13 protein-coding genes and 1 pseudogene are annotated in these 15,243 nt (G+C 59.0%); 4 read left to right on the top strand and 10 right to left on the bottom strand.

Going from position 1 to position 15,243, the window contains the following annotated elements:
• Window positions 1-56 precede the first annotated feature (56 nt).
• On the bottom strand, window positions 57-1,313 hold the full coding sequence (locus Absy_RS02795) for a D-amino acid dehydrogenase (RefSeq protein WP_048853218.1): 1,257 nt from the start codon (window positions 1,311-1,313) through the stop codon (window positions 57-59).
• 29 nt (window positions 1,314-1,342) lie between these two features.
• On the bottom strand, window positions 1,343-2,488 hold the full coding sequence (gene alr / locus Absy_RS02790; RefSeq protein WP_371263704.1) for an alanine racemase: 1,146 nt from the start codon (window positions 2,486-2,488) through the stop codon (window positions 1,343-1,345).
• A 128-nt stretch (window positions 2,489-2,616) separates the two neighbouring features.
• On the opposite strand from alr, the gene Absy_RS02785 reads away from it, so the two are divergent.
• Complete coding sequence (locus Absy_RS02785) at window positions 2,617-3,069, top strand: Lrp/AsnC family transcriptional regulator (protein ID WP_048853377.1); 453 nt, start codon at window positions 2,617-2,619, stop codon at window positions 3,067-3,069.
• Window positions 3,070-3,145: 76 nt separating this feature from the next.
• Here the strand turns inward: Absy_RS02785 and rbfA are convergent, their stop codons facing one another.
• The 5 genes from rbfA to rimP are packed head-to-tail and all read right to left on the bottom strand — an operon-like array spanning window position 3,146 to window position 9,103.
• A complete protein-coding gene (rbfA, locus tag Absy_RS02780) occupies window positions 3,146-3,610 on the bottom strand; it encodes a 30S ribosome-binding factor RbfA (protein ID WP_048853216.1) in 465 nt (154 codons plus the stop codon).
• Window positions 3,607-6,285 (bottom strand): translation initiation factor IF-2, encoded by a 2,679-nt coding sequence (gene infB / locus Absy_RS02775; protein ID WP_048853215.1) that lies wholly within the window; start codon window positions 6,283-6,285, stop codon window positions 3,607-3,609. The genes rbfA and infB overlap by 4 nt, the downstream gene beginning before the upstream one ends.
• Window positions 6,282-6,932 carry an RNA-binding protein gene (locus Absy_RS02770; RefSeq protein ID WP_048853214.1) on the bottom strand — a complete coding sequence of 217 codons (651 nt, stop codon included), beginning with the start codon at window positions 6,930-6,932 and terminating at the stop codon, window positions 6,282-6,284. The genes infB and Absy_RS02770 overlap by 4 nt, the downstream gene beginning before the upstream one ends.
• A 14-nt stretch (window positions 6,933-6,946) precedes the next feature.
• Window positions 6,947-8,494 carry a transcription termination factor NusA gene (gene nusA / locus Absy_RS02765; protein WP_048853213.1) on the bottom strand — a complete coding sequence of 516 codons (1,548 nt, stop codon included), beginning with the start codon at window positions 8,492-8,494 and terminating at the stop codon, window positions 6,947-6,949.
• Window positions 8,495-8,524: 30 nt separating this feature from the next.
• Window positions 8,525-9,103 (bottom strand): ribosome maturation factor RimP, encoded by a 579-nt coding sequence (gene rimP, locus Absy_RS02760; RefSeq protein WP_048853212.1) that lies wholly within the window; start codon window positions 9,101-9,103, stop codon window positions 8,525-8,527.
• 261 nt (window positions 9,104-9,364) lie between these two features.
• Between rimP and Absy_RS02755 the strand changes: the two genes are divergently transcribed.
• The 3 genes from Absy_RS02755 to Absy_RS02745 are packed head-to-tail and all read left to right on the top strand — an operon-like array spanning window position 9,365 to window position 12,234.
• Complete coding sequence (locus Absy_RS02755) at window positions 9,365-9,952, top strand: hypothetical protein (RefSeq protein ID WP_048853211.1); 588 nt, start codon at window positions 9,365-9,367, stop codon at window positions 9,950-9,952.
• A complete protein-coding gene (locus tag Absy_RS02750) occupies window positions 9,949-11,223 on the top strand; it encodes an AAA family ATPase (protein ID WP_048853210.1) in 1,275 nt (424 codons plus the stop codon). Before Absy_RS02755 ends, Absy_RS02750 begins: the two co-directional genes overlap by 4 nt.
• Before the next feature lie 45 nt (window positions 11,224-11,268).
• Window positions 11,269-12,234 carry a hypothetical protein gene (locus Absy_RS02745; RefSeq protein ID WP_048853209.1) on the top strand — a complete coding sequence of 322 codons (966 nt, stop codon included), beginning with the start codon at window positions 11,269-11,271 and terminating at the stop codon, window positions 12,232-12,234.
• Window positions 12,235-12,337: 103 nt separating this feature from the next.
• Here Absy_RS02745 and Absy_RS02740 read toward each other — a convergent pair whose 3' ends face one another.
• The 3 genes and pseudogenes from Absy_RS02740 to Absy_RS02730 all read right to left on the bottom strand — a co-directional run.
• Window positions 12,338-13,255, bottom strand: coding sequence for a LysR family transcriptional regulator (locus tag Absy_RS02740; RefSeq protein ID WP_048853208.1), 918 nt, complete (start codon window positions 13,253-13,255; stop codon window positions 12,338-12,340).
• Between the two features lie 252 nt (window positions 13,256-13,507).
• Window positions 13,508-14,992 carry an ABC transporter substrate-binding protein/permease gene (locus Absy_RS02735; protein ID WP_048853376.1) on the bottom strand — a complete coding sequence of 495 codons (1,485 nt, stop codon included), beginning with the start codon at window positions 14,990-14,992 and terminating at the stop codon, window positions 13,508-13,510.
• Window positions 14,993-15,054: 62 nt separating this feature from the next.
• A pseudogene (locus tag Absy_RS02730) lies at window positions 15,055-15,243 on the bottom strand (hypothetical protein); the annotation flags it as partial.

The following is a 15,243-nucleotide window of genomic DNA, read 5'->3' as shown; positions in this document are numbered from 1 at the left end:
CAAAAGCATTCAGGCCCGCGCAAACGGGCCTGAATAATGGCAGAATACAACGCGTTTTATGGCCGGTAACGGAACATATTCAGGTCTTCATACGCAATATCCGGCTTACGGTTGGACATAATATCCGCCAGCACGCGGGCAGACCCGCAGGCCATGGTCCAACCCAGCGTGCCATGCCCGGTGTTGGTGTACAGATTGTCCAGCCCGGTACGGCCAATAATGGGCGTGCCATCGGGCGTCATGGGCCGCAGGCCGGTCCAGAACTGGGCAGCTGGCACATCGCAACAGTTGGGGAACAGGTCGGTGACCGAATGCTCCAGCGTCGCCCGGCGGGGAGCGCGCAAACGGGTGCTAAACCCGGCCAGTTCCGCCGTGCCGCCAATACGCACGCGGTCGCCCAGACGGGTGATGCCGATTTTAAACGTTTCATCCATAATGGTGGAAACAGGTGCCCGGCCCGCATCGGTAATATCCGCCGTAAGCGAATAACCTTTAACCGGGTAAATCGGCAGGTTCAGCCCCAAAGGCCGCACAAGCGCAGGAGAGAAGCTCCCCAGCGAGAGCACATAACTATCTGCCGTCAACACACCGCGGGATGTTTCCACCCCAACCACACGCCCATTGTCCGTACGAATTTTACGAATGTCGGTGTTGTACAGGAAGGTCACACCAGCAACCGCAGCCATTTCCGCCAGCCGCTGCGAGAACTTGAAGGCATCCCCCGTCTCGTCCCCCGGCAGGCGCAGACCGCCCACAATTTTTTCGGCCGATGCCGCAAGCCCGGGTTCTGCCTGTACACATTCCGCAGTATTCAGCACCTCGTAAGGCACGTTGTACTGTTTAAGCACGGCAATATCCTGCGCAATGCCGTCCATCTGCTTTTGGGTACGGAACACCTGCAGGGTACCCTGCTGCCGGTCATCATAGGCAATATTTGTCTCACGGCGCAGATCACACATAACATCGCGGCTATATTCGGCCAGCCGGACCATCCGCCCCTTGTTGCGGTCGTATGCCGGGGTGTTGCAGTTCTCCAGCATCTGCACCAGCCACTTCCACAAATGAGGGTCTGGCATGGGCCAGAACACAAAGGGGCTGTATTTCATAAACAGCCATTTTAACGCCTTGAGCGGAATACCCGGCCCGGCCCACGGCGCAGAATAACCGGGCGAGACCTGACCCGCATTGGCAAAGCTGGTCTCCAGCCCGGCACCCGGCTGACGGTCCACAACTGTGACCTCGTGCCCCGCCTGCGCCAGATACCAAGCGGTTGTTACACCCACAACGCCACTGCCCAGAACAAGAACCTTCATGATCTTACTCTTCTCCTGCTGTCCTGCCCTCAGGCAGCGTGCACATAATTGCGATGATACCGATGCCCCAGTGATGTCAGGACTTCGTAACCAATGGTGCCTTCGGCGGCGGCTACATCATCCACGCCGTATGCATCATTCAAAAGCTCCACCATGCCGTCAGTCTCAAGCTGGCCTTCTGGAATGGAGGAGACATCCACAGTCATGGAATCCATGGAAATACGGCCCAGTATGGGCAGGCGCTGGCCACGGAACCATGCAAAGCCTCTGGCCCGTGCGCGTATAAAACCATCCGCATACCCTGCGGCAATGGTCGCAACACGGCATGGACCAGAGGCCTGCCATGTCAGCCCGTACCCCACCCGGTCCCCTTTGCTTAACGCACGCGTTTGCAGCACATGGGCCTTAAGCCCCACCACAGCCCGCAAAGGGTTGGTAGCCTGCGGGTCTGGCGCTACGCCATAAAGGGCCGCACCGGGGCGAACGAGGTTAAAATGATAGTCCGGCCCCAGGAACACACCGGAGGAGGCGGCAAGACTCAGCGGAGCCTGCACAGGTAAAAGCGCTGCGTACTCTACAAGGCGTGCCGCCTGCTCTGCATTGGCCGGATTGCCCGGATCATCCGCACAGGCCAGATGGCTCATAACCAGTTCCACACTCAGCCCGTCCAATAGGTCCGGATTGGCCGCAATATGCCGCACATCCTGCACGGACAAACCAAAGCGGGACATGCCCGTATCCAGTTGCAGCACAACCCCCAGCGCCCTCTGGTTCTTACGCGCTACCGCCCGTACCCAACCAAGCTGGTCCAGACTGTTCAGCACCGGGCGTAACCCGTGGGCCAGGCAGGCTTCCACCGCATCGGGGCGGGGACCATGCAGCACGGTAATCCCTGCCTGAGCCCGCACATGGTGGCGCAGGGCAAGTCCTTCATCCACATGCGCTACAAAAAACTGGCTGGCACCGGCCTGCTCCAGAACCGGTGCGACCTGTGCCGCGCCCAGGCCGTACGCATCGGCCTTGACCACAGCAGCACACACGGCGTTAGGCACATGGGCCTTGAGCAGACGATAATTGTGGGCCACCGCCTCCAGGTTAATGGTCAAAACTGCACCTGCACGTTGTGCGGGCCAGCCTGCATGAACGGGAGAGGAAGCATTGGTCACGGCGCATATCCGTTCTGTTACGGTATCAGAATTTTATCGCACTCTTCATGGCATATCCTGCGATTATGGTGCATGATTCGTGCTTGGTTGTATTATTTTTGCATAATGTTGCACAAAAAAGGCACAAAAGACAGATTATGCCAGATCGCCTGAACGATGCCATACTCCGCCACCTGCGCCACAATGGCCGCCTGAGCAACGCCGAACTGGCCGAGCGTATTGGCCTTTCTCCCTCGGCTTGTTTGCGGCGGGTTAAAACATTGGAAAAAGAAGGGATTATACGGGGTTATCAGGCCATTATTGCCCGCCGCAATGCACCATCTGTTGCAACGGTTATTGTGCAGATCACTCTGGAACGACAGACAGAGGAGTGCCTGCGCCGCTTTGAAAGCCGTATCCGTGAATGCCCCGATGTGAAAGAATGTTACCTGATGACAGGCGATGCCGACTACCTGCTACGGGTGGAGGCCAAAGACATGCAGGATTACGAACGTATTCATAAAGAAGAATTATCCCGCTTGCCCGGCGTTGTGCGCATTCAAAGCAATTTTGCCATCCGCCCCATTGTCCAGCAGGAAAAAGGGTCATAACCCACACTCAACAGCGCATAAAAAAAACCCGCCAGACTGGTCTGGCGGATTTTTCCAATAGAGCGACTTGTCAGTCTTAATCTTCTTCTGGCTGATCCTGTTCCGCATGACCAAGGTCACGCTGGACTTCGGGCAGACGCAGGAGAGAATCAACATGCATTGCCGTATCCAAAGCCGTATCGGGCTGAAAATGCAGCTCTGGCACGGTGCGGATTGTCAGCTTATGGGCAAGCTGGGTGCGCAGCCATGGAGCCACCCGCTTAAGCCCGGGCAGCAGACTGGCCACATCACTACGACCCAACCGCGTAACAAAGACCGTTGCATGTTTGAAGTCCGGCGCAAGCCGCACTTCGGTTACTGTAATGGCAACATCGGACAAATCCGGGTCACGGAACGTGGTGCGTGCGAAGAGTTCAGCCAGAACGCGCCGGACTTCCTCCCCTACCCGCAACTGACGCTGCGATGGCCCAGATGAGGAAAGACCGGCGAGATAGTCCGCCGGTCCCCCTGTTTTACTGCCTGATCCGTGGCGACGACTCATGCTGGAATTAACTCGCTTTCAAAGCATTCCACCACATCGCCTTCGCGCAGGTCGTTGTAACCCGCAAACGACAGACCACATTCGTAACCTTTGGTGACTTCTTTCTGGTCGTCCTTGAAGCGCTTGAGCTGGCTCAGATCACCTTCATGGATCACCACGCCATCACGCAGCAGACGCACGCCACAGCCACGTTTGACAACACCGTCGGTCACAAAGCAACCGGCCACCTTGCCAACCTTGCTGATTTCGAAAACCTTGCGGATTTCGGCGTAGCCAAGGAACTTTTCGCGATGCTTGGGTGCCATCTTGCCACGTACGAGCAGTTCCACGTCATCCGCCACCTGATAGATGATGGAGTAGTAGTGGATATCCACGCCCTCACGCTGGGCCAGCAGCCGCGCCTGAGAGGTTGCACGCACGTTAAAGGCGATGATTACGGCATCCGATGCCTTGGCAAGCTGCACATCACTTTCCGTGATCTGACCAACCGAGGCGTTAAGAACACGCACACCAACTTCTTCATTCGCCAGCTTGAGCACTGTCGTCTGGAGTGCTTCTGCCGAACCCTGCACGTCCGCCTTGATAAGGACAGACACTTCCTTTTGCACACCGGCCTGAATACGGGCCAGCATCTGGTCGAGCGTACCGCGGGCCGCAGCCTGACCGGCAGCCTGATGCTCCTTCAGCTTGCGCTGGCGGAACTCGGAAATTTCGCGGGCGCGGTTTTCATTTTCCACGACCACAAAAGGGGCACCTGCGGCAGGAACACCGGACAGACCCAGAATTTCCACCGGCATGGACGGACCAGCTTCTTCCACCTGACGACCACGGTCATCAACCAGAGCACGCACACGGCCCCACTCTGCACCGGCCACAACAATGTCGCCCTTACGGAGTGTACCTTTTTGCACCAGCACGGAAGCAACGGAACCACGCCCACGGTCCAGACGGCTTTCAATCACGGCACCTTCAGCAGCGCGGTCCGGATTGGCCTGAAGTTCCAGAATTTCTGCCTGTAGCAGAATCCCTTCTTCCAGCTTGTCCAGCCCAAGGCGCTGGCGTGCGGACACTTCAATGTCCATCACGTCACCACCCATAGATTCCACCACGATCTCGTGCTGCAACAGATCCTGCCGCACGCGGTCCGGCTTGGCACCCGGCTTGTCCATCTTGTTGATGGCAATGATCATGGGCACATTGGCAGCCTTGGCGTGCTTAATGGCTTCGATCGTCTGCGGCATCACACCATCATCTGCGGCCACCACCAGCACGACCACGTCCGTAATGGATGCGCCACGGGCACGCATAGCCGTAAAGGCCTCATGTCCCGGCGTATCCAGGAAGGTGATCTTCGCACCAGATTCCAGAGTAACCTGATAAGCGCCAATATGCTGGGTAATGCCACCGGCTTCCCCTGCGGCCACATCGGTGGTGCGCAGCGCATCCAGCAGGGAGGTCTTGCCGTGGTCGACATGCCCCATGATCGTCACCACAGGCGGGCGCGGCTGCATATCTTCGGTCGTGTCTTCCACGCCCTCAATACCCAGTTCCACATCCGCTTCGGAAACGCGGCGGACACGGTGGCCGAATTCTTCCACCACCAGTTCTGCCGTATCGGCATCAATGCTCTGGGTCACGGTCGCCATGACACCCATTTTCATGAGCGCCTTGATCACCTCACCCTGACGGGCAGCCATACGGTTAGCCAGTTCCTGCACCGTAATCGTTTCCGGCAGGATCACGTCGCGCACCACCTTCACCTGATCGGAACGCAAGCGCTCCAACTCGGCCTGACGGCGCTCACGCTCACGCTGACGGCGAACAGAAGCGAGTGAACGGGTTTTATCGTCATCCCCTTCAATCGCAGCCTGCACGTCAATACGACCCGCACGACGGCCACCACCGGTATCGCCCTTGCGGCCGCTGCTGTTCTTGCGGGGCGGCACGGCCTTGTTACGGGCTGGGCCACGGCGCTGCTCATCCTCGCCTTCCGCACCACGACCACCGCGCAGGCGCAGGGTCTGGGCTGCACTTGCATCTTTTTCCGCAGCGGGTGCCGCGGGGGCTCTTGCAGGGGCAGCAGCCGGCTTGTTCAGCGGCTTGGCTGGCATAATGGCACGTTCAGCCAACGGACGCAGGCGTCCAGCAGGCGGTGCCAGAGTGACTTCACCCGGAATCGGCACAGCGGACACGACCGGCGTTTTGAGTTCGATCGGCTTGATCGAATCAATCCGGGCCTTGCGTTCTGCATCGGCTGCGGCTGCTTCTTCAGCGGCCTGCTCTTCTGCCAGACGCTTGTCTTCTTCTTCCTTCCGGCGCGCTTCTTCAGCGGCGGAAAGAATACGAATCTTCTCAGCTTCGCGCCGCTCGGCTTCACGCCGTTCAGCTTCTTCCGCTTCTTTCTTCTGTTCCTGAAGCACGCGCTGGCGCATGGCCAGTTCGGCTGCGGTCAGGGTACGGCCGCCACCTGCACGGGAACCACCGGCACGCCCACCAGCGCCTGCCGGGGAAGGACCACGTTTTTTACGCACTTCCACCTGCACGACCTTTGAACGGCCATGACTGAAACTTTGCCGCACGGACCCGGCATCAACCGTCCGTCCGACCTCCGGACGCCCTGCCGGCCGAAGGGACAAACGCCCCTTACCCTGATCCTGATCCTTGCCTTCGCTCATTGACCCGCCTGTTCACACCCATCCGCCGGAAAGGTCCGGCAGACCCGGGGATCGCCAACGGCCACCCCCGCAAAACGTCTGTTTTCACAACAAAGACGCGTAGCCAGCCCGCCGGCCGCCAGCGCCACATTCACAACACGTTCACGCCCAAAAACCTTAGCCAGTTCCTCGGACGACAACGCATCAACGACAGGAATGTCCCGCCCGCCTGAAATCAGACGGTCCAGTTCTTCCCTGCTTCCGTCCGATGCGTGAACGATAACAGCAGCACGACGCTGCATAACCCATTCCCGCACCTTAACGAAGCCACTAATGGCCTGACCAGCGCGCCGCGCCAGCCCAACCACTTCTATCATGCGCCGGTGCAGACCCACTTCCACCTGAGAGAGAAGATCTTCCGGCACCTTGACCTGCATCCGCGCCGAGCGTGCGAACACGCCGCGCTTGCAGGCCTGTTCTATCACATCCCGACGGGCACTCAACCATATTCCCCGTCCCGGCAGACGCGCGTCTAGGTCAGGGACAATAATGGATGAGGGTGAGACAGCAAACCGCACCATCTGAGCTGGAGTTCCTTCCTCCCGTGTGACTGCGCACCTGCGGAGGCTGCCCTTCTCTTCTGCTGCTGGCAAGAAATCACCACCCACCCTGTATCAAGGCCTCAGACGCCTGCCCCGCCTTCTGGCGTGGATGAAGGAGTTGCCCCCTCTTCCCCATCAAACCAGTGCGCACGCGCTGCCATGATAATCTCGTTGGCGGCGTCTTCTTCTATGGCATCCGCCCCCAGAATCTCAACCAGCTCATCGCCAGCCAGATCACCAAGGTCGTCCAGAGTTTTTACACCCTTTTCACCCAGTGTCACAAGCATCTGGTTGGTGAACACACCCATATTTGCAATATCGTCGGTAACACCCAGCTCCTGACGGCGCTCATCCAGCTTTTCTTCCTGCCGGACAAGATGGCCTTCCGCACGCTGGACCAGCTCCTGCACCACCGATTCGTCAAACCCTTCAATACCCACCAGCTCATCAGGGTCGGCAAAAGCCAGCTCCTCAATGCTGTGGTACCCTTCGGTCACCAGCAGGCCAGCAATCACGTCATCCACATCCAGTGCCTCAACAAACTGGTTGCTCCGGCGACGGAATTCTTCCTGACGGCGTTCGGATTCTTCAGCCTCGGTCAGAATATCAATATCCCAACGCGTCAACTGGCTGGCCAGGCGGACGTTCTGCCCACGGCGACCAATAGCCAGAGAAAGCTGGTCATCCGGCACAACCACTTCAACGCGCCCGGCTTCCTCATCCATCACCACCTTGCTGACTTCAGCCGGGGCCAGCGCGTTCACCACAAAGGTGGCAGCCTGCGGGCTCCAGGGGATAATGTCGATTTTTTCACCCTGCAATTCGGCCACAACGGCCTGCACGCGGGAGCCGCGCATACCAACGCAGGCCCCGACCGGGTCGATGGAAGCATCGCGCGAGATCACTGCCATTTTGGCACGGGACCCCGGGTCACGCGCAACAGCCTTGATTTCGATGATACCATCGTAGATTTCGGGCACTTCCTGCGCAAACAGCTTGGCCAGAAAAGCCGGATGTGTGCGGGACAGGAAAATCTGCGGCCCACGCGGTTCGTCACGCACATCGTAAATATAAGCGCGCACACGGTCCGAGTTGCGGAATGTCTCACGCGGGATCAGCTCATCGCGGCGCAGCAGCGCTTCGGCAGAGCCAATTTCAACCAGCAGGTTGCCGTATTCGGTCCGCTTGACGGTCCCGTTGACGATCTCGCCCACACGGTCCTTGAACTCATTGTACTGGCGCTTACGCTCATACTCACGCACGCGCTGCACAATAACCTGCTTGGCGGTCTGCGCCGCAATGCGCCCGAAGTCGATCGGGGGCAGCGGGTCGATCAGATATTCGCCAGCCTGAATTTCGGGGCGGAACTTGCGGGCAATGGAAAGGGCGATCTGGGCGTCCTCGTTTTCCACCTGATCCACAACTTCCGTCCAGCGGGAGAGGCGAACCTCGCCCGAGCGGCGGTCGATTGTGGCGCGAATGTCCTTTTCGTGCCCGTATTTGGCGCGGCCAGCCTTCTGGATGGCCTGCTCCATGGCCTCCAGAACCTCTTCACGGTCGATGCCCTTCTCGCGCGATACGGCGTCTGCCACCAGCAGCAGTTCAGGACGGGAAACGGAGGTATCCATGCTCTCAGCTCTCCAAAACAGGCAGCTTTATCAATGCACCTTGGAAGCAGGGGGCTCTTTTTTACCATCCTGCTCCACACCTGCATCCGATGCAGGCTGTACCATACGGGCGCTGTCTTTAATCAGCGCATCAGTCAGGACCAGTCGCGCCTTGCGGATTTCGGCCAGTGGCAAAGCCACTTCCGTGCCGTCATCCAGCCGCATACGGGCAACTGTTCCATCGGACCCCAGAGAAATACCGGCAAAACGCCGCCGTCCTTCAATAGGGACCAAAACTTCCGCCTTGGCCTGATGCCCCGCAAAACGGGTCCAGTCCTTGGCGCGTGTGAGCGGGCGATCGATCCCGGCGGAGGAAACTTCCAGCGTCCACGCCCCCGGAATAGGGTCTTCCACGTCCAGCACAGCGCCTACAGCGTGGCTGATTCGCTCACAATCTTCAACATTGATCAACATTCCGTCCTGCCGGTCGGCCATGATCTGCACCGTTGGGCGCTCACGCCCAAGCACTGCCACGCGCACGATCTCATACCCCATTTCCTCTACGGCGGGAGCAATCAATGCAAGCAGGCGGCCCTCAAGGCCAGAATGGGCAGAAAGATCATTGTCCAAAGCAAAAAAGGCGGCCCTTCTAAGGCCACCCCCCGAAACGTCATTCAAATTGAGAAGGATGATGCTTTATCTAGTGCACAAAGGCGCAAACTGCAAGGGAAGAAACTGCACGCGCCATGTTTGCGCACGGCTGACCATAAAAAATAAATTACCGCTGGACCAGTTTTGCACATTGCGCCAACCCACAGACATGCTTTTATTGCTTTGGCTGCGACATATCTGCAACGCTCCACTACGCAAGCAAGGAGGCTGACCGTCATCATGCAGAACAAGCCAGACCCGGCATGGCAGCCTCAGCCCCAGGCGGCCGAAAAATCCCCCAACATGAGGCTGGGCCTCATTGGTATGGCAGCCTGCGTGCTTATGGCTGGTGCCGGACTGCATTTTTATGGCGGGGGCAAAACCCAGTCCAACCCCGCCATTGCCGCCGAATCCGCACAAGGTGACGAGTCGCAGCGTATGGGCCTGCCCCTGAACGTGATCGCCCCCCAAAATGCCGAGCAGGCACTGGCAGGCTCCAGCTTTTCCCCCCAGCAGCAGGCGGATATTCTGGCCGCAGTCAAACGCCGCGATGTACGGCTGGTGGCCATGCCGGTCTATGATGCAACGGGGGCTGGCGGCACCATTACCCTTGTTTGTGGCCCGTGGCAGCAGAGCGTGGGGCTGACCGCCAAGCCCACAACGGTTATCCTCCCCATAAGCATGAGCGGGAATGTGGACATCATTCCATCGACCCCACCCGGCCCTGCGGGGATTGGCAGCGGGGCCATAACCGTTTTTGGCCCCCAGTCCCTGCCCGTTCTTTATAAACAAGGGGATACCCTTGCACTCACGGTGATCGCGCAATGAAGGGTCTGCTTCCCACACTAAACCGGCTGATGCCGCTGATGATGGTGGTTTTTCTGGTGCTGGCCAGCATCCAGATCATTCTCAGCCTGCATCTGTCCCTGCATTCCGTTGCGCATGTGCTGCAATGGTGTGCATCTGCCTGGCCTGTTCTGGCCGCAACCGGCCTTGGGCTGAGTGTTGCAGGACTGCTGTTTGAAACTCGGGCCGAACATCTGGCCCGCAAAGGGCTACTACGCCGACGGGGGTTCATCATGGACGTTCTTGCCAGACTGACCAATCGCGCTGAACTGGAAGAAATGCTTGCGCGCGAACAGCGCGAAACCACAATAGATGCCGAAGAACTGGCCGCAAACCTGCGCGCACGGGTGATTGGGCAGGATCAGGTATGCGAGGATATTGCAGCCCAGCTCCGCCGCCGCCTTGCGTTGCAGGTACGCGGCAAGCCTGTGGGTATCTTTTTGCTCGCGGGGCCACCGGGTACGGGTAAAACCTACCTTGCCAAACAGATGGCCCGCCAGCTCGAACGCCCCCTGCTGCATTTTGACATGACGCAGATGAGCAGCCCCCACGCAGCCACACAGCTTTTTGGCTCCCCCAAAGGCTATGTCGGCTCGGACACATACGGCAAGCTGACCGGCGGGCTGAAAGAAAAACCCGATGCCGTGGTTCTGCTGGACGAAATTGAAAAAGCCCACCCCGATGTGTTCAAAAAATTCCTGACGGCATGGAACGACGGACATATTACCGAGGCCTCCACCGGGCAGCAGATTTCCACCGTGCGGGCCATTTTTGTGCTGACCTCCAACATTGCCACCGATGCCCTGACCGAAATTGCCGACCGCCTGCACGATGACCCGGACCGGATGCGGGCCGAATCGGTTGAGGCCCTCCGTCAGGCGGGCTTTGCCCCCGAAGTGCTTAACCGGCTGGACCGCATTTTTGTCTTCCGCGCACTGCGTGGTCTGGACATTGCCCGCGTTGGCGCACTGGAAATTGAAGCCATGATCGAAGGTTATGGCCTGAAGGTGGAAACCGCGGGGATTGATGCCTCGCTTCTGCTGGATGTCATGCGCCGCCAGAGCCGTATGGGCGATGCTGCCTCCGCCCGCGATCTGGTCCGCTCGATTGAAGATATGATCAGCGAGTCCCTGATTGTTGCCCGCCAGCAGGGGGCCAGCATGGTCCGTCTGGTCAAGGAGGATGACGGCACCGTGGTAGCCAAGGTAGCCGACAACCGGGATGACGGGCTACACGCCCGCCTGACCCCATAACCCACTGCCCCCTTTAACCGACCGCCCCATAACCAAGGTTACTACATGACCGCTTTTACCCGCCTGTGGCACCGCGCCCCGTTATGGCGCACCGCACTGATAACCGCAGGCGTGTGCGGCACGCTCTCCATTCTTTTTCCCGCTCCGTGGCTGAGTGCCCGCCTGCCGGGCTATGGCGCGCTCAGCAGCAAGGTCCGGCATATGCTGCCTTCAGCCATGGGCGGCACCGAAGCGAGTGACGCACTCCACCCCGATGAAGACCAGCGTACGGTTTCCATCCCTCCCATGGATGCACAGTTTGAAGGCTCCGTGGCGTTTGCGGGGCGGCAACTCCCCCTGCCTGCGGGCAAATGGCACCCGATCGTGAATTTTCAGGATGACGTGGCCCATGGGGAGGTCCTGACCACCCTGTATGTCCGCTCCGCTCAGGGCATTGTCACCGGGCTGATTATTGCGCAGGCCACCACCCAGTCCCTGCCAGTTGCAGCCGTGCGTATGATTCAGGACGAATGCCACAGCAGCTTCAACTTTATGAACGAGGCCGCACCGCAGGATGGCAACCGCAACGAATGCTGGATGACCACCCCCATACGGGTGGTGAACAACCTGTTCCTGACCTCCAACGAGGCCCTGCAGGCGCTCCTGAGCGACCAGATGTACATTCCCCCCGCTGTCCAGCGCCTGACCATGATGGGCTTTGACCTCCCCCCCATTCTGGTCGATGCCGGATGGAATCTGGTGGAAAAGAGCAAATCTGGCGCGGGCGTGGACTTTATGAGCGTGCACATGCTGCTCAGCCCGGCAGAAGCTGGCGGGCGCAGGGTTCCCGGCTCGCCCGAAAACTGGTCCCGTGCAGGTATGGCCGATTCGGGCGCGGTAACGGACTTTGTGCAACGCACCAATAGCTGGCTGCGGGGATGGGTGCCCACACTGGAACATGGGTTTGACAGCAAGCTAACCCCAAATACCGCCCCTCCGGCGGAAGCCATGGACCCGGCTTTTCATGGGTAATCCTTCTGCCTGAACAGGCAGCCCCAACCATACACAATAAAAAAGCCGGGCTTTATTGGCCCGGCTTTTTTATTGGCAGGTCAATACAAGGACCCGGCCCCGCTTACTCCACGGGGGACAAAGCCCCGCCATCCCGCAGAAGATCGCCCGAGACTTCGACCAGAAAATCCATAACCGTGCGCGTACGCAACGGCAGAGTGCGTGGACCGGTATGCACGGCATAGAACGGCAGACCCGGAATATTCCAATCTGCAAACAGGCGGACCAGACGACCACTGGCCACCGCATCGCGCACCTGAAAAGCCGGAAGCAGCCCCACACCAATGCCCGCTTCCACAGCGTACATAACGGCCTCGCTACTATTGGCGCGGAACACGGCGGATGGGGCAATAACGCTCTCTTCCCCATCGCGCTCAAAATTCCAGTCCAGACGGCTGGAGCCGTAATTGTACACCACCCCCGGATACTCGGTAAGATCACGCGGGAATTCAGGCATATTGTGGCGTTGCAGGCAGGCGGGCGAGGCCACCAGCCATTTGTGGACAACCCCCAGCTTGCGGGCGATCAAGGTGCCTTCGGCTATTTCACCCACCCGCACGGCCAGATCCAGCCCTTCTTCCACCAGATCGCCAAACGAATCGCGCATGACCACCTCCACCGACAGGTCGGGGTGGCGGTCCAGCAGTTCGCCCATTCTGCGGGTCAGGCACAGGCCAAAGGCCGTGGTTACCCCCAGCCGCACAAGGCCGGAGACCGAAGCGCGCCTGCGGCCCAGAACGGTTTCTGCGGTTTCCAGTATTTCCAACACCTCATAGGCGTGGGGGAGCAGGCTGCGGCCATCTTCGGTCATGGTCAGGCTGCGTGTGGTGCGCGCAAACAGCGTGGTGCCGTAGTGCGCCTCCAGCAGGGCAATATGTCGGGAGATGGTAGGCTGGCTCACCCCCGTCTCGCGCGAGACGGCGGAGAATGAGCCTGTAGCGGCAACACGCACAAAACTATGCAGTGCAGAGAGAAGATCCATGGAGTTCGGCACCGTTTCCTGTGTAGGCGGTCAGCCTTATCCAGTGCTGCCAACAACCACAGGAGAAACGGTGAAGAGTATGCCGAAAAAGGACTCCAACCGTCCCGCCCTGTATCCAGCATTCTGTTTCAGGCTACGAGTCTGTTATCCTTCCTATTGCAGCAAGGTTAGGACGGATACAACAATGCAGAACAAGAACCGGCCATGCCTATAGCGCATTAAAGCTATAAACATGGCCTCTGGCCATCGGGGTTACCGACGGCGGGTATGGGGCATGGACAGGCGTTTTTCCGCCAGCCGTGCCAGCCGCACAAACGGCAGGCCCAGCAGCAGGTAAGCCGCACCCACCATCAGCCCCGTGCCAAAATAGTCAAAATAGGCAGAAGACAGGCGGACGTAGGTCTGGGTCAGCTCGGTCAGGGTGATCACGCTGACCAGAGACGAATCCTTGAGCAAAGAGATAAAATCGTTCGTCATGACCGGCATAACCAGCCTGAACGCTTGCGGCACCAGCACATAACGCAGCGCCTGCCTGTGGGTCATGTTCAGCGCCAGCGCTGCTTCCATCTGCCCATGCGCGACCGACTGCAAACCGGCCCGGTAGTTTTCGGCCTCATATGCCGCGTAGTTCATGCCCAGACTGACCACACCGGCAACAAACGGGGTCATGCTGATGCCAAATTCCGGCAGACCATAAAAAATAAACAGGACCTGAATAAGCAGAGGTGTGCCGCGCACAAGCTCCACATACACCCCAGCCAGCCATGCCAGCGGGCGGGGGCCGTACAGGCGCAGCAGCGCCAGAGCAAGGCCCAGCCCCACCGCCAGAACCATGGCACAAAGCGAAACCAGCAGGGTCAGCCATGCGGCTTTGAGCAACTGCGGCACAAAACCTGCATAACGCTCAAGCTTGACCCGCAGCCCCCCCTTGCCTTCCAGCTCGGCCACATAGTTGTTCCATGCGGCAGGGGTTACGTTTGGCTGTGTATAGTCGTTGGTCAGCTGCGCCATTTCTGGCGTCCACAGATCCCAGCGCACCAGAATATGGTGCAGGCTGCCATCCTGCTGCATTGCCACAAGGGCGGCGTTCACCCGCTCACGCAGTTCCTTGTTCTGGCCTTTGGCAAAGGCAATGCCATACTGCACCCGCCCGATGGGTTCCCCCACAATATGCAGGGCCGGATTGGTCTCGCCGTAATATTTGGCAATGGGACCATCGATCAGAATGGCGTCCGTACGACCATTGGCCAGATCCATGAAGGCATCTGTTTCTTCATCATACGTGCGGAGTGAGATTTTGGAATTGTTGGTCAGCATACGCTCGGCCTGCGTATCCTTGATTGTACCGACCGTATGCCCTTCCAGCGCAGCCAGAGTGGTCAACTGCTTGCCCTTGCGCCGCACCACCAGCCGCTCGGATGTAATGTAGTAAGGAACGCTGAAGTCGATGCCTTCGGCATGTTCATCCGTCATCTCGATCCCGCAGATGACCATGTCGTACAGGCCACGTTGCAGGCCGGGAATAAGCCCGTCCCAATCGTTGTTGATGAACTCGAGCGGCGCGCCCATATGGCGGCTCAGCTCCTGCATCAGATCATATTCAAAGCCGGTAAGCTTGTTCTGATCCTTGAGGTCATGGAACGTGTAGGGCACATCGGCCGAGGCATCGGCCGCCCAATGGAAGGGTTTGCTCTGCGCATGAGCAGGCATGGCAGCAACGCCACCCAATGCCAGCATAAGGCAGAACAGGCCAAAAAGAGCGCGGCACAGGCGCCGAGGGCTGGGCTGTGTGATCGTCTTCACAGGACTGTCCTCATAAAACGGCGGGTCTGTTCATGGGCAGGGTTCACACACAGGACTTCTGGCGGACCGGCCTCAATCACATGGCCACCATCCATGTACACAACCGTGTCGGATGCGACCTCGGCAAAGCGCATGTCGTGGGTAATGAATTGCCCCGGGTTTTGTGGAGACAGAACGACCCGAGA

The organism is Acetobacter syzygii (assembly GCF_000964225.1).
GTDB lineage: Bacteria > Pseudomonadota > Alphaproteobacteria > Acetobacterales > Acetobacteraceae > Acetobacter > Acetobacter syzygii.
The sequence above is the reverse complement of the archived record's forward strand: the minus strand, read 5'-3'. Positions and strand labels throughout refer to the sequence as shown.

Coding starts and splice junctions, on each gene's coding strand:
- Absy_RS02795 (WP_048853218.1), bottom strand. CDS start 1,313: ATGAAGGTTCTTGTTCTGGGCAGTGGCGTTGTGGGTGTAACAACCGCT.
- Absy_RS02785 (WP_048853377.1), top strand. CDS start 2,617: ATGCCAGATCGCCTGAACGATGCCATACTCCGCCACCTGCGCCACAAT.
- rbfA (WP_048853216.1), bottom strand. CDS start 3,610: ATGAGTCGTCGCCACGGATCAGGCAGTAAAACAGGGGGACCGGCGGAC.
- infB (WP_048853215.1), bottom strand. CDS start 6,285: ATGAGCGAAGGCAAGGATCAGGATCAGGGTAAGGGGCGTTTGTCCCTT.
- nusA (WP_048853213.1), bottom strand. CDS start 8,494: ATGGATACCTCCGTTTCCCGTCCTGAACTGCTGCTGGTGGCAGACGCC.
- Absy_RS02755 (WP_048853211.1), top strand. CDS start 9,365: ATGCAGAACAAGCCAGACCCGGCATGGCAGCCTCAGCCCCAGGCGGCC.
- Absy_RS02750 (WP_048853210.1), top strand. CDS start 9,949: ATGAAGGGTCTGCTTCCCACACTAAACCGGCTGATGCCGCTGATGATG.
- Absy_RS02745 (WP_048853209.1), top strand. CDS start 11,269: ATGACCGCTTTTACCCGCCTGTGGCACCGCGCCCCGTTATGGCGCACC.
- Absy_RS02740 (WP_048853208.1), bottom strand. CDS start 13,255: ATGGATCTTCTCTCTGCACTGCATAGTTTTGTGCGTGTTGCCGCTACA.
- Absy_RS02735 (WP_048853376.1), bottom strand. CDS start 14,992: ATGCTGGCATTGGGTGGCGTTGCTGCCATGCCTGCTCATGCGCAGAGC.